Source organism: Sphingomonas sp. M1-B02, assembly GCF_026167525.1.
Taxonomy (GTDB): domain Bacteria; phylum Pseudomonadota; class Alphaproteobacteria; order Sphingomonadales; family Sphingomonadaceae; genus Sphingomonas.
Genome location: NZ_CP110679.1, coordinates 3,473,260 through 3,486,300, shown reverse-complemented (window position 1 = coordinate 3,486,300; position 13,041 = coordinate 3,473,260). Strand labels below are relative to the sequence as shown.

At 66.8% G+C, this 13,041-nt stretch carries 15 protein-coding genes; 8 read left to right on the top strand and 7 right to left on the bottom strand.

What is annotated here, in order from left to right; all coding sequences use genetic code 11:
• Positions 1-54 precede the first annotated feature (54 nt).
• Genes OKW87_RS16880 through OKW87_RS16865 form a run of 4 tightly spaced genes read right to left on the bottom strand, consistent with a single transcriptional unit; the run spans position 55 to position 3,351 of the window.
• Positions 55-942 (bottom strand): alpha/beta hydrolase, encoded by an 888-nt coding sequence (locus OKW87_RS16880; protein WP_265541220.1) that lies wholly within the window; start codon positions 940-942, stop codon positions 55-57.
• A complete protein-coding gene (locus tag OKW87_RS16875) occupies positions 942-1,589 on the bottom strand; it encodes a CoA transferase subunit B (protein ID WP_265541219.1) in 648 nt (215 codons plus the stop codon). The genes OKW87_RS16880 and OKW87_RS16875 overlap by 1 nt, the downstream gene beginning before the upstream one ends.
• Positions 1,589-2,644: an HAD family acid phosphatase gene (locus OKW87_RS16870; protein ID WP_265541218.1), complete on the bottom strand. Its 1,056-nt coding sequence runs from the start codon at positions 2,642-2,644 to the stop codon at positions 1,589-1,591. Before OKW87_RS16870 ends, OKW87_RS16875 begins: the two co-directional genes overlap by 1 nt.
• A complete protein-coding gene (locus OKW87_RS16865) occupies positions 2,644-3,351 on the bottom strand; it encodes a CoA transferase subunit A (protein ID WP_265541217.1) in 708 nt (235 codons plus the stop codon). Before OKW87_RS16865 ends, OKW87_RS16870 begins: the two co-directional genes overlap by 1 nt.
• Before the next feature lie 114 nt (positions 3,352-3,465).
• Between OKW87_RS16865 and OKW87_RS16860 the strand changes: the two genes are divergently transcribed.
• Entirely contained in the window at positions 3,466-5,118 is a 1,653-nt protein-coding gene (locus tag OKW87_RS16860; RefSeq protein ID WP_265541216.1) for a thiamine pyrophosphate-binding protein, read from the top strand.
• Between the two features lie 88 nt (positions 5,119-5,206).
• On the opposite strand, the gene OKW87_RS16855 is transcribed toward OKW87_RS16860, so the two are convergent.
• Positions 5,207-5,377, bottom strand: a complete 171-nt coding sequence (locus OKW87_RS16855) for a CsbD family protein (protein WP_265541215.1) — start codon at positions 5,375-5,377, stop codon at positions 5,207-5,209.
• A gap of 89 nt (positions 5,378-5,466) precedes the next feature.
• On the opposite strand from OKW87_RS16855, the gene OKW87_RS16850 reads away from it, so the two are divergent.
• A complete protein-coding gene (locus OKW87_RS16850; RefSeq protein WP_265541214.1) occupies positions 5,467-6,063 on the top strand; it encodes a class I SAM-dependent methyltransferase in 597 nt (198 codons plus the stop codon).
• A gap of 28 nt (positions 6,064-6,091) precedes the next feature.
• Here the strand turns inward: OKW87_RS16850 and thiS are convergent, their stop codons facing one another.
• Positions 6,092-7,096: a sulfur carrier protein ThiS gene (gene thiS / locus OKW87_RS16845; protein WP_322740319.1), complete on the bottom strand. Its 1,005-nt coding sequence runs from the start codon at positions 7,094-7,096 to the stop codon at positions 6,092-6,094.
• Between the two features lie 82 nt (positions 7,097-7,178).
• Between thiS and aroQ the strand changes: the two genes are divergently transcribed.
• The 6 genes from aroQ to OKW87_RS16810 all read left to right on the top strand — a co-directional run bounded on the left by aroQ (position 7,179) and on the right by OKW87_RS16810 (position 12,617).
• On the top strand, positions 7,179-7,613 hold the full coding sequence (gene aroQ, locus OKW87_RS16835) for a type II 3-dehydroquinate dehydratase (RefSeq protein WP_265541213.1): 435 nt from the start codon (positions 7,179-7,181) through the stop codon (positions 7,611-7,613).
• Positions 7,614-7,647: 34 nt separating this feature from the next.
• Positions 7,648-8,124 (top strand): acetyl-CoA carboxylase biotin carboxyl carrier protein, encoded by a 477-nt coding sequence (accB, locus tag OKW87_RS16830; protein WP_265541212.1) that lies wholly within the window; start codon positions 7,648-7,650, stop codon positions 8,122-8,124.
• A 6-nt stretch (positions 8,125-8,130) separates the two neighbouring features.
• Positions 8,131-9,486 (top strand): acetyl-CoA carboxylase biotin carboxylase subunit, encoded by a 1,356-nt coding sequence (gene accC / locus OKW87_RS16825; RefSeq protein ID WP_265541211.1) that lies wholly within the window; start codon positions 8,131-8,133, stop codon positions 9,484-9,486.
• Entirely contained in the window at positions 9,483-9,818 is a 336-nt protein-coding gene (locus OKW87_RS16820) for an arsenate reductase family protein (protein WP_265541210.1), read from the top strand. The genes accC and OKW87_RS16820 overlap by 4 nt, the downstream gene beginning before the upstream one ends.
• Positions 9,815-11,281 (top strand): phospholipase D-like domain-containing protein, encoded by a 1,467-nt coding sequence (locus OKW87_RS16815; protein WP_265541209.1) that lies wholly within the window; start codon positions 9,815-9,817, stop codon positions 11,279-11,281. Before OKW87_RS16820 ends, OKW87_RS16815 begins: the two co-directional genes overlap by 4 nt.
• A gap of 73 nt (positions 11,282-11,354) precedes the next feature.
• The gene (locus OKW87_RS16810; protein ID WP_265541208.1) at positions 11,355-12,617 is read left to right on the top strand and encodes a sensor domain-containing phosphodiesterase; all 1,263 of its coding nucleotides are present in this window, start codon (positions 11,355-11,357) and stop codon (positions 12,615-12,617) included.
• Here OKW87_RS16810 and OKW87_RS16805 read toward each other — a convergent pair whose 3' ends face one another.
• Positions 12,618-12,920, bottom strand: a complete 303-nt coding sequence (locus tag OKW87_RS16805; RefSeq protein WP_265541207.1) for a hypothetical protein — start codon at positions 12,918-12,920, stop codon at positions 12,618-12,620.
• Positions 12,921-13,041: the final 121 nt, after the last annotated feature.

Genomic DNA, 13,041 nt, shown 5'->3' with positions numbered 1-13,041 from the left:
ATGCGGGAAGGTCCGCAATTGGATCGTCAGCAGACGTTCGTTGCCCCTCGCGCCTCATTCGGCCGCCAGCGCCCCCTCCAAAAACGCAACGCTATCACCAAGCGTCGCCCCCTTCCCCCGGAAGGGCTTCGACAGCGCCATCACCACTTCCTCGTGGCTGAGCCCGGGATAGTTCGTCACCGTCACCGGCGCGCCGAGCGCGTGCAGCTTCGCGGCAAGGTTGAGCGCGTTGCGCGGGCGGACGACGGTGTCGGCGGTGGAGGTTACCAGCAACAGCGGCGGGGCGTCGCGCCGGGCGAAGCGGATCGGCTGGGTGGACTGGGGATCGGCGACGCCCTGCATCGCGTCGATCGAGCGTTTCGAGGTGAAGGGGTAGAAATCATAGGGGCCGGACAGGCCGATGCCCACCTTGACGATGGCGGGATCGACGCCCTCGGCCGCGAGCCAGCGGCGGTCGAGCGCGAGCATCGCCACGGTATAGGCGCCGGCGGAATGCCCCGCGAGCGCGATCCGGGCGGGATCGCCGCCAAAGTCGGCGATATGGTCGCGGGTCCATTTGACCGCCTGGGCGCCGTCCTGGAGGAAGGCGGGGAAGCGCACGCCCGGCACCTTGCGGTAATCGGGCACCACGACGACGTAGCCCGCCTTGGCGAAGGCGCGCGCGGCGAAGGCGTAGGCGCGGCGATCGCCCTTCACCCAGCCGCCGCCATACCAGAAGATCAGCACCGGGCGCGGGGCCGGCGATGCCGCGGCCGGGCGCCACACGTCGAGCGTCTGGCCGTGAGTGCCGAACGGGATCGCGCTGCCGGGGCGTCTCGTGCCGCTGCCGCCGCCCAGCGCGGCGTCGGCGAGCGAGAGCAGCCCGGGCGGCGAGACGAAGGCGACCATCGCCCCGCCGACGAGCAGCAGCGCCAGCGCCCCGCCCGCCGCCCAGCGCCACATCAGGCGGCGGCCAGCGCTTCGTATCTGCCCGTCGTCTTGGCCGCGACGTCTTCCTCGGTCACGCCCGGCGCCAGTTCGATCAGCCGGAAGGGCGACTGGTGATCGGGGCGCTGGAACACGGCGAGATCGGTGATGATCATGTCGACGACATTCTTGCCGGTCAGCGGCAGCGTGCAGGCGGGGATGAACTTCGGATCGCCGTTCTTGCTGTTGTGCTCCATCACCACGATGATCTTCTTGACGCCGGCGACCAGGTCCATCGCGCCGCCCATGCCCTTGATCATCTTGCCGGGGATCATCCAGTTGGCGATGTCGCCATTCTCGGCGACCTCCATCGCGCCGAGCACGGTCAGGTCGATATGCCCGCCGCGGATCATCGCGAAGCTGTCGGCGCTCGAGAAATAGACCGAGTTGGGCAGTTCGGAAATGGTCTGCTTGCCGGCGTTGATCAGGTCCGGGTCCTCCTCCCCCTCATAGGGAAAGGGGCCGATGCCGAGCATGCCATTCTCCGACTGGAGCGTAACCTCGACGCCCGCCGGGATATGGTTCGCCACCAGCGTCGGGATGCCGATGCCGAGATTGACGTAGAAGCCGTCCTGGAGTTCGCGCGCCGCGCGGGCGGCCATCTCGTCACGGGTCCAGGGCATTATCTCTTCTCCATTGGGTCCGCCCAGCGCGTCTCGGGCGGGAATATTTCGTCGACGCTGCCCTTGAGCGCGGTGCCGTAGACCGGGTTGGGCAGCAGGAACCAGCCGGCGCCCCACAAGGGCGCGATCATCGTCTCGCTGGCGCTGTTGCGGCGCGCGCGGATGCCGAGTTCGGGATCGTTGAACAGGTCGCTGAAATCGCCGAGCTGGTCGCCGGCCATCGCGACGATGCAATAACGCTGGGCGATCCGGGCGCGGCGGGCATCCTTGCCGCCGGGCTCGCCTTCGCCGCGCAGCCACAGCGTGTCGAACAATTTGGCGGGTCCGAGCCCGGCGCGCTCGAGCGCGGCCTGGGTCTGCGCCGCGGTGGCGGCCGAGCGGTTGGAATTGAAGATGACGGTGATGCCCTCGCGCCGGGCGGCGGCGAGGGTTTCGGCGGCGCCCGGTACCGCGGCGACCTTATCGGCGCCCGTCGCTTCCCACCGCGCCCAGCGCGCCGCATCGAAGCCGCTTCCGCGCACCGCGGCATCGGCCTCATAGCCCAGGTTGAGCAAGACGGTCTCGTCCACGTCGAGCACCAGCGCCAGCGGGCGCTTGCCGCACAGTTCGAATTTGGGGCTGACGATCGTCGAGCCGGGCGCCATCACCACCGAGCGGATCTCGCTCTTGTCGCGACGCAGGCCGATCTCGATCCTCAGGAAATTCCACAGCGCCTGATAGGCCTGGAGGCTGAGCGCGGCAGCCTCGCCCGAACCGTAGAGATATTGCATCTCCGGCGGCGCCGCGGCGTCGGGCGCGATCGTGCGCGCAGCACTTCCGTCCGGCGCGGGCAATGCCGATAACGTCGTGACCTGTGCCTTGCCGTCCGCGGTGACGCTGACCTTGCCGGCACGCGGCGTCGCCTGCGGCTCCGCGCGGCGGGCCTTGCGGTCCTGCGAACTCTTGAACACCCCCGCCGCCGCCGCCGCCGGAAGCGCCGCCGCGATGCAGCCCGAGAGCGCCATCGACGACGTCGCCGCCAAAGCGAGCAGACCAAGGCGCAGGCGCGGAGGCATCACGCCGCCTCGCGCGGACGCACGGTGCGGAACTCGATCTTCTTGTCGTAGGGGCTGCCGACGATCATCCGTTTCACATAGATGCCGGGCAGATGGATGCAGTCGGGATCGAGGCTGCCGACGGGCACCACTTCCTCGACCTCGGCGACGCAGATCCGGCCCGCGGTAGCCATCGGCTGGTTGAAGTTGCGCGCGGTCTTGCGGAAGATGAGGTTGCCGCTCTCATCGGCCTTCCAGCCCTTGATGATCGACAGGTCGGCGCGGATGCCGCGCTCGAGGATATACTCCTCGCCGTCGAAATTCTTCACTTCCTTGCCCTCGGCGACCAGCGTGCCGACGCCGGTCTTGGTGTAGAAGCCGGGGATGCCAGCGCCCCCTGCCCGGCATCGCTCGGCGAGCGTGCCCTGCGGGCAGAATTCCACTTCCAGCTCGCCCGCCAGATACTGCCGCTCGAATTCCTTGTTCTCGCCGACATAGGAGGAGATCATCTTCTTCACCTGGCGGCTGCGGAGCAGCTTGCCGAGGCCCTCATTGTCGATGCCGGCATTGTTGCTGGCGATGGTGAGGTCCTTGACCCCGGCGGCCTGGATCGCGTCGATCAGCCGCTCGGGAATGCCGGAAAGGCCGAAGCCGCCGGCGCAGATCGTCATGCCGTCGAACAGCAAACCTTCCAGCGCCGCTGCCGCGTTGGGATAGAGTTTCTTCATGCGCCCGATTCTCTCCTGACCTTGCCGAGCCGATAGTCCCGCCGCCGAGCCCGGGTCAAACATGAATTACCATTCAACTTTGCGTTGCCCGCCGGGGAATGGCTAGATGGCGGCATGAGCATGAAACGCACCGGGGGCCGGATCCTCGTCGACAATCTGGTGGCACAGGGCTGCGACCGGATCTTCCATGTGCCGGGCGAGAGCTTCCTGGCGGTGCTCGATGCGCTGCACGACACGCCCGCGATCGACCTGGTGACGTGTAGGCAGGAGGGCGGCGTCGGCTTCATGGCCTGCGCCGACGGGGCGATGACCGGGCGGCCGGGGGTTGCCTTCGTGACGCGCGGACCGGGGGCGACCAATGCCTCGATCGGCGTTCATGTCGCGATGCAGGATTCGCAGCCGATGCTGCTGTTCATCGGCGACGTCGACCGCGGCATGCGCGATCGGGAGGGATTCCAGGAGGTGGACTTCCCGGCCTTCTTCGGGCCGATCGCGAAATGGGCGACGCGGATCGAGGATGCGGCGCGGATCCCGGAATATGTCGCGCGCGCGTGGAACGTGGCGACGAGCGGGCGGCCCGGGCCGGTGGTGATCGCGCTGCCCGAGGACATGCTGTGCGACGTGGTCGAGGCGGTGGACCGGCCGAAGATCGAACGGCAGACGTTCGGCCTCGACCCGAATGACTTCGAACCCGTGGCCGAGCTGATTCGCAAGGCGTCGAACCCGATCGCGATCGTCGGGGGCGCGGGCTGGGACCGGTCGACGAGTGGCGCCTTCACTGCCTTCGCGCGGAGCTGGGGAATCCCGGTTGCCGGCGCCTTCCGCCGCCAGGATGCGATCCTCAACGACAGCCCGGTATGGGCCGGCAATCTGGGCTACGGGCCCAATCCGAAGCTGGTCGCGCGGATCAAGGCCGCCGACCTTTTGCTGGTGGTCGGCGCGCGGCTCGGGGAGGCGACCACCGATGGCTATACGCTGATCACGCCCGACCATCCGGGGCAGATATTGGTGCATGCCCATCCCGACTCGTCCGAGATCGACCGGGTATATCGTGCCGATTTCGGGGTCGCCTGCGGCGTCTTCGCCTTTGCCGACATGCTGGCGCGGCTGCCGGCTCCGGCGGAACCGCGGCCTGCCGCAGCCGATGCCCACGCCGAATGGCTCGACTGGTCCACTCCCAAGCCCCGCGAAGGCGTCACGCTCGACCTGGGCCAGTGCGTCGCCGCGATGCGCGAGGCGATGCCGGCGGATACGATCATCTGCAACGGCGCGGGCAATTTCTCGAGCTGGTGGCACCGTTACTGGCATTATGGCCCGCTGCCGTCGCAGCTCGCGCCCACTGCGGGCGCGATGGGCTATGGCGTCCCCGCGGCGGTTGCGGCGGCGCTGCGCTTCCCCGAGCGGCAAGTGGTCGCGCTGGCGGGCGACGGCGATTTCATGATGAACGGGCAGGAACTGGCGACCGCAGTCCAGCACGGCGTCGACATGCTCGTGCTGGTGATCGACAATGGCGCCTATGGCACGATCCGGATGCACCAGGAGCGCGAATATCCGGCGCGGCTATCGGGGACGACGCTGCACAATCCGGACTTCGCCGCGCTGGGCCGGGCTTATGGCTGCTGGGCCGAGACGGTGGAGCGCACCTCGGACTTTGCCCCGGCTTTGTCGCGGGCGCTGGAGGAGCGCGGGGTGCGGTTGCTGCACCTGAAGACGGATGTGGAGTTCATCTCGCCCGGCGCGACGATTGCGGGAATTCGCGCGGCCTAAAATCCCCTTCCCCTCACGGGAGGCTTCAGAAAGGAAAAAGGCCGCCCCGCGGGTGCGGGACGGCCCTTCGAATGCCAATGTGGCTAGGTCAGATATCGTCGCCGAGGGCGCCCTTGACCTTGCCGGCGAGTTGCTCGCCCTTACCCTTCAGCTCCTGCGCGGCGCCTTCGTCGCGGGTCTCGGGGTCGCTGCTATGCTGCTTGGCCTTGCCGATTGCCTCGTCGACGTTGCCCTTGATCTTGTCGGTGAGTTCACCCATGATTCGGACTCCTTGGCTGTGGATCGGCGCGTGACTGCGCCCTGTGACGTACCCCAACAAAACGGTCCATGCCGGGCGGGGTTCCAGAGATGCCCGATCGGATCGCCGCGCATTATGAACGTCACGCCCATGCCTTCGACGAGGCGCGCCGCAAGCGGTTCGTCGAGCGCGGCTGGCTCGATCGGCTCCTGCTGGCGGTACCGGCGGGCGGGCGCATCCTGGATCTGGGCTGCGGCGCGGCAGAACCGATTGGTCGCTACCTGATCGACAAGGGGCTTCGCGTGACCGGAGTCGACCAGTCGGAGACGATGATCGCATTGTCGCGGACGCGCTTTCCCAGGCACGACTGGATCCGCGCCGACATGCGCAGCTTCGTACCCGCGTATCGCTACGACGCGGTGCTCGCGTGGGACAGCATGTTCCATCTGCGCCACGAGGAGCAGGCCGCACTGGTGACGCAGGTGGCGGCATGGCTGGCGCCGGGCGGGGCTTTCCTGTTCAACAGCGGCCCGGCGCGGGGCGTGGCGATCGGATGCCAGTTTGGCGAGGAGATTTACCATGCCAGCCTAGCGCCGCTCGAATATCGCGCGATCTTCGAGGAGCTGGGGCTGCTGGAGTTGGGCTTCGCACCCGACGATGCGGCGACCGGCGGGCGATCGGTTTGGCTGGTGCGCAAGGAGCATTGAACGCCCTCTCCGGTCGGGAGAGGGGAAGTTAGATCAGCCCCGCCAGCGGGCTGCTCGGATCTGCATACATCCGCTTGCCCATGCGGCCGGCGCGATAGGAAAGCCGCCCCGCCTCGACCGCAGCCTTCATCGCGGCGGCCATCATCACCGGCTCCTTGGCCTCGGCGATCGCGGTGTTCATCAGCACGCCGTCGCAGCCCAACTCCATCGCCACCGCGGCGTCCGAGGCCGAACCGACCCCGGCGTCGACCAGCACGGGCACCTTGGCACCCTCGACAATCAGCCGGATCGTCACGCGGTTCTGGATGCCGAGCCCCGAGCCGATCGGCGCGCCCAGCGGCATGATCGCCACCGCGCCGACATCCTCGAGCCGCTTGGCGGCGATCGGATCGTCGACGCAATAGACCATCGGCAGGAAGCCTTCCTTCGCGAGGATCTCGGTCGCGCGTAGCGTCTCGACCATGTCGGGATAGAGCGTGCGCGCCTCGCCCAGCACCTCCAGCTTCACCAGATCCCAGCCGCCCGCCTCGCGCGCCAGCCGGAGCGTGCGGATCGCCGATTCGGCGTCGAAGCAGCCCGCGGTGTTGGGGAGATAGGTGATCTTCTTGGGATCGATGAAATCGGTGAGCATCGGCGCATTGGGGTCCGAGACGTTGACCCGGCGCACCGCGACGGTGACGATCTCGGCGCCCGAAGCCTCCACGGCCGCGGCGTTCTGCGCGAAATCCTTATATTTGCCGGTGCCGACGATCAGCCGCGAGCGAAAGGTCTTGCCCGCCACTATCCAGCTGTCGGCGTCGATCGGCCGTGCGTGATCGCCACCACCGACGAAATGGACGATCTCGAGCTCGTCACCGTCGGCGACGATGACCTCGCCCAACGTCGAACGCGGCACCACTTCCAGATTGCGCTCGACCGCGATCTTTTCCGGCACCAACCCGAGCTGCTCGGCGAGCTGGGTGATGCTCAACCCCGCAGCGACTCGCTTATGCTCGCCGTTCACTACGATGCTGACGGTGCCGTCGGTGTGCATGGGATTCCTTGGCGAATTTGATCGGGGACGTCGGCTCATATAGGGAGGCCCGACCGCCACCCGCAACCGAAAGGCACGTGATTTGGCCGATACGATCTTCGTTCTGAACGGCCCGAACCTCAACCTGCTCGGCCTGCGCGAGCCCGAAATCTACGGACACGACACGCTCGACGACATCGCCGGGCAGATGGAGGACCGCGCGCGCGACCTCGATCTGGAGATCGATCTGCGCCAGTCGAACCATGAGGGGCATCTGATCGACTGGCTGCACGAGGCGCAGGCGCGCGGGGCGAAGGCGGTAATTCTCAATCCCGGCGGCTTCACCCACACCTCGGTGGCGCTGCACGACGCGGTGAAGAGCATCTCCACGCCGGTGATCGAAGTCCACCTCTCCAACCCGCATGCGCGCGAGGAATTCCGCCATTTGAGCTATGTCGGTCGTGCCGCGCGCGGAACAATCGCAGGGTTCGGGGCGCTTTCCTACATGCTGGCGCTTGAAGCCGCGGCGCGCTTCTGACAAAGCGCCCCGTTTCATCGGTAGAAGGGTCGCAATGGCCGAAGAGACTAACCCGTCGGGAGCAATGCAGGTCGATATCGACCTCGTGCGTCAGCTCGCCTCCGTACTAGACGAAACGCAACTGACCGAGATCGAAGTGCAGGACGGCGAACGCCGCGTGCGCGTCGCGCGAACGGTGACGGCCGCGCCGATGGTGCATACGGCGCCTGCCGCAGCGCCCGCGCCGGCAGCCGCACCCGCAGCAGCCGAGGTCGGCGCTTCCGCCCCCTCGCCCGCCGCCAATGCGGTCAAGTCGCCGATGGTCGGGACGGTCTATATGTCGTCCAACCCCGAGGCTGCGCCGTTCGTTTCCGTCGGCCAGACGGTCGCCGCCGGCGATACGCTGGTCATCATCGAGGCGATGAAGGTGATGAACCCGATCCACGCGCCCGCCGCCGGCACGGTGAAGGCGATCCTGGTCGAGAATGGCCAGCCGGTCGAGTTCGACCAGCCGCTCGTCGTGGTCGAGTAACGCGCCTTGCCCGAGATCAAGAAGCTGCTGATCGCCAATCGCGGCGAGATCGCATTGCGTATCCACCGCGCCTGCCATGAAATGGGCATCCAGACCGTCGCGGTGCATTCCACCGCCGACGCCGATGCGATGCATGTCCGGCTGGCGGATCAGGCGATCTGCATCGGGCCGCCCTCGGCTGCCGAAAGCTATCTGAACATCCCCCGGATCATCTCGGCGGCCGAAATCTCGGGCGCCGATGCGATCCATCCGGGCTATGGCTTCCTGTCCGAGAATGCACAGTTTGCCGAGATCGTCGAGGCGCACGGCATCATCTTCGTCGGCCCCAAGCCCGAGCATATCCGCACGATGGGCGACAAGGTCGAGGCCAAGCGGACCGCGGGCGCACTCGGCCTGCCGCTGGTGCCCGGATCGGACGGCGCGATCAGCGACGTTGCCGAGGCCAAGGCGATCGCCCGCGACATCGGCTATCCGGTGATCATCAAGGCGGCGTCGGGCGGCGGCGGCCGCGGCATGAAGGTCTGCACGTCGGAGGATGAGCTCGAGACCTTGATGCAGCAGGCGGGAAGCGAGGCGAAGGCCGCGTTCGGCGACGCCACCGTCTATCTCGAAAAATATCTCGGCAATCCGCGCCACATCGAGTTCCAGGTATTCGGCGACGGCAATGGCCATGCCATCCATCTCGGCGAGCGCGATTGCTCGCTCCAGCGCCGCCACCAGAAGGTGCTCGAGGAGGCCCCCTCCCCCGTGCTCGGCGCCGAGGATCGCGCACGGATGGGCGGGATCGTCAGCAAGGCGATGGCCGACATGGGCTATCGCGGCGCGGGAACGATCGAGTTCCTGTGGGAAGACGGCGAATTCTACTTCATCGAGATGAACACCCGGCTCCAGGTCGAGCATCCGGTGACCGAGATGATCACCGGCATCGACCTGGTCCGCGAGCAGATCCGCGTCGCCGAAGGCCATGGTCTTTCGTGCCGACAGGAAGATATCGAGTTTCGCGGCCATGCGATCGAATGCCGGATCAACGCCGAGGACCCGCGCAGCTTCGCGCCCTCGCCCGGCACGGTGAAGCAGTTCCACGCGCCCGGCGGCATGCACGTCCGCGTCGATAGCGGGCTCTATGCCGGCTATAAGGTGCCGCCCTATTATGACAGCATGATCGCCAAGCTGATCGTCTATGGCTCGACCCGTGAGCGCTGCCTGATGCGGCTGCGTCGCGCGCTGGAGGAATTCGTGATCGAGGGGATGAAGACCACGATTCCCCTGCATCAGGCGCTGCTCGACGACCCCGAATTCCAGGCCGGCGATTATACGATCAAGTGGCTCGAGGAGTGGCTGGCGAAACAGGACGCGGCGTGAACGCAACGATCTATCACAATCCACGCTGCTCCAAGTCCCGCGAAGCGCTGGCGATCCTCCGGCAATCGGGCGCCGAGATCGAGATCATCGACTATCTGAAGACTCCGCCCGGCGCGGAGGAACTGGCCCGATTGTACGATCGCGCCGGCATCACCCCTGCCGAGGGGCTGCGCAAGGCCGAGCCCGGTGCCAGGCCCCTGCTCGACGCCAATGACGAGACGATCCTGGCGGCCATGGCGGCGGATCCGATCCTGATCGAGCGGCCGCTGGTAGAGACCGACAAGGGCGTCCGCATCGGCCGCCCGCCCGAGGCGATTCGCGAAATCCTGTGACGGGCGAAGCGCACAAACCGATCGCGCAACCCGGCCGCAACGCATGGCGCGTCGAGCAGGCCGATCAGGCGACGGTGATTGTCGATGCGGAAGATTATTTTCGCGCCGCACGCGATGCGATGCTCAAGGCCAAGCGCCAGATCCTCCTGATCGGCTGGGATTTCGATGCGCGGATCCGGCTGGCCGATCCGGCGGAGGACGAACCCGACGCCCCGGTCGAGGTCGGAGCCTTCATCACCTGGCTGGCCAGGCGCAGTCCGGAGCTGCAAATCTACCTGCTGCGCTGGGACGTGGGCGCGATCAAGTCGCTGGTTCGCGGGACCACGGTCGCCACGCTTGCGCGCTGGATGATGCATCCGCGCATTCATCCGAAATGGGACGGGCGGCATCCGACTGGCGCATCGCACCACCAGAAGATCGTCGTGATCGACGATTGCCTCGCATTCTGCGGCGGGATCGACATGACCACCGGACGCTGGGACACGCGCGCGCACGACGACGAAGAGCCCCGTCGCGTCAATCCCAACGGCGGGCCCTACGGGCCGTGGCACGATGCGACGACCGCGCTGCAGGGCCCGATCGCGAAGGCGCTCGGCGAGCTCTGCCGCGAACGCTGGGCGCTGGCCGGCGGCAAACCGATCGCGGCGCCCGAGGCGAACAATGCCTGCTGGCCCGATTGCCTGAAGCCCGATTTCTACAATATCCCGGCCGCGATATCGCGCACGCATCCGGAGATGAAGGACATCGAGCCGGTCTTCGAGATCGAGCAGCTCTATCTCGATCTGATCGCCGGCGCGAAGCGGAGCATCTACGCCGAGAGCCAGTATTTTGCATCGCGCCGGATCGCCGAGGCGCTGGCCCGGCGGCTCGACGAACCCGACGGCCCAGAGATCGTCATCGTCAATCCGATCGCCGCCGACGGTTGGCTCGAGCAGGTGGCGATGGACACGGCGCGGGCGCGGCTGGTCGAGGCCTTGCATCGCCGCGACACGCATGGCCGCCTCAAGCTCTATCACCCCTACACCGCGGGCGGGGAGCCGATCTATGTCCATGCCAAGGTCTTCGCGGTGGACGACGTCACGCTGCGGGTCGGATCGTCCAACTTCAACAACCGATCGCTGCGGCTCGACACCGAATGCGACGTGACGATCGAATGCGGGGTGCCCGGCGACGCAGTGAGCAAGCGCATCGTGGAGATCCGCGACGGGCTCATCGCCGAACATCTGGGTCGCGACCGTGCCGAGGTTGCCGCCGGCATCGCGGCGGACGGACTGATCCATACGATCGAGACGATGCGCCTTCGGGAAGGGCGGACGCTTCGACCCTATGAGGTGCCGGACCTTTCCGACGTGAGCGCCTGGCTGGCCGATCACGAAGTGCTCGACCCCGAAAACCCGGAGGATCTGTTCGAGCCGATCCAGAGCGGCACCCTGTTCAAGCGGCTGCGCAAGCCCGCCGGCTAAGCCATACCTGCAAAGATCGTCAGACTTCGTTTACCCGGTGCCGTCATGCAGGTGCGGGATTCGAAGGAAGTCTATGCCGCACCCCGCACAAGCCCTTGCTGATCCCATTCGCGACGCGCTGCTTTCGGCGTCCGGCGATTGCCCGGACAGCGTCGTCCAGCGGGCCCTGCGCGCGGTCCGCTCGCACCTCGGCCTGCAGGTCGCCTATGTCTCCGAGATCGTGGGTAGCGAATCGGTCTTCCGGTCGGTGGACGCGCCGGGGCTCGAACATCTGATCAAGCCGGGCGACACGCGCTCGCTCGACGATGTCTATTGCCGCCACATCCTCGAGGGCCGGCTGCCTCAACTGATCCCCGACACTGCCGCCGAACCGCTGGCGATGGCGATGCCGATCACTACCGCGGTGCCGATCGGCGCGCATGTCAGCGTGCCGCTGCGGATGGCAGACGGCCATATCTATGGCATGTTCTGTTGCCTGGGCCCGCATGCGGATCCCTCGTTGAACTTGCGCGATCTGAGCATGATGAGGGCATTCGCCGAGCTGGCCGCGTTCGAGATCGATCGCGAGCGCAGCCTCGCTCAGGCCCGTCGCGACATCACCGATCGCATTGGCCGCATCGTCGCCAACCAGAGCATGCGGATCGTCTACCAGCCGATCTGGAACATGGAGGGCACCCGCCCGATCGGTTTCGAATGCCTGGCACGGTTCCCGGACCTGCCCGTCCGCTCGCCGGACAAATGGTTCGCAGAAGCCGCGGAATCAGGCATGGCGATCGATCTGGAACTGGCCGCGATCCGGGCCGCGCTCGCAGCGCTCACGGTGCTGCCCGACGATGTCTATCTCGCGGTCAACGCGTCGCCTTCGACGGCACTGCACCCCCGTCTCGCCGCCTTGCTCGCCGGTTACCCCCTGGATCGCGTCGTGCTCGAGATCACCGAGCATGATTGCGTCGAGGATTTCGAAGCGCTGACCCTGGCAATCGCCCCGTTACGGGCACAGGGACTTCGACTCGCCGTCGACGATGCCGGGGCAGGCTATTGCGGGCTGCAGCAGATCCTGCAGATGCGGCCGGACCTGATCAAGCTGGATCGATCGCTCATCCAGGATATCGGCACCGACCCCAGCCGTCGCGCGCTTGCCGCGGCGCTTACCATGTTCGCGCGCGAGACCGGCAGCCGGATCGTCGCCGAAGGCGTCGAGACCGAAGCCGAACTGGCGATGCTCCGCGCGCTGGGCGTGCACACCGTTCAGGGCTATTTGCTGGGCCGTCCGGCATCCCTGGGCAAGGCGCTGGCGCAAGTCAGCCGGACGGGACCCTCGCTGGCGGCGGTCTGATCAGCGGTAATGGAGGCGCGCGGCGGCTGTGGGCCGGATTAGGACTTCGTCGCTTATATCCTGCTTCGTGCCATAGAGGTGGGTGGCGCGACCGCCGCGGCAGGCGGTGTCTGCGAACAGGCGGATCGTGCGCAAATCGCCGTCCAGCCGGCGAATCCGCGCCTCCATCGTGAAGCTTCCGCGTTGCGCGATCGCTTCCGCGCGAAGCTCCTCGAGCAGATCGCGCGATTCGTCGACATACATTGCCACGGTCTCTGCTCGAATGAGCCGGTAACCCTCGGGGATAGCGAACAATTCGCGCACGTCGCTAGTCCAGCGCAGGCTATTGTCGGAGAGATTGCATTCCCACCGGGAAGGTAGCGACCGTAGAAAGGAAACGTTCTGCATCGGCATCCCAATTGACTAGCCCGCGCAGGTTAATGGC

What these genes read in the sequence shown, in the direction of transcription:
- OKW87_RS16860 (WP_265541216.1), top strand. Translation starts at nt 3,466, where the DNA reads ATGAGCATGAAACGCACCGGGGGCCGGATCCTCGTCGACAATCTGGTG.
- OKW87_RS16870 (WP_265541218.1), bottom strand. Translation starts at nt 2,644, where the DNA reads ATGCCTCCGCGCCTGCGCCTTGGTCTGCTCGCTTTGGCGGCGACGTCG.
- accB (WP_265541212.1), top strand. Translation starts at nt 7,648, where the DNA reads ATGGCCGAAGAGACTAACCCGTCGGGAGCAATGCAGGTCGATATCGAC.
- OKW87_RS16880 (WP_265541220.1), bottom strand. Translation starts at nt 942, where the DNA reads ATGTGGCGCTGGGCGGCGGGCGGGGCGCTGGCGCTGCTGCTCGTCGGC.
- thiS (WP_322740319.1), bottom strand. Translation starts at nt 7,096, where the DNA reads ATGCACACCGACGGCACCGTCAGCATCGTAGTGAACGGCGAGCATAAG.
- OKW87_RS16865 (WP_265541217.1), bottom strand. Translation starts at nt 3,351, where the DNA reads ATGAAGAAACTCTATCCCAACGCGGCAGCGGCGCTGGAAGGTTTGCTG.
- OKW87_RS16855 (WP_265541215.1), bottom strand. Translation starts at nt 5,377, where the DNA reads ATGGGTGAACTCACCGACAAGATCAAGGGCAACGTCGACGAGGCAATC.
- OKW87_RS16810 (WP_265541208.1), top strand. Translation starts at nt 11,355, where the DNA reads ATGCCGCACCCCGCACAAGCCCTTGCTGATCCCATTCGCGACGCGCTG.
- OKW87_RS16850 (WP_265541214.1), top strand. Translation starts at nt 5,467, where the DNA reads ATGCCCGATCGGATCGCCGCGCATTATGAACGTCACGCCCATGCCTTC.
- OKW87_RS16875 (WP_265541219.1), bottom strand. Translation starts at nt 1,589, where the DNA reads ATGCCCTGGACCCGTGACGAGATGGCCGCCCGCGCGGCGCGCGAACTC.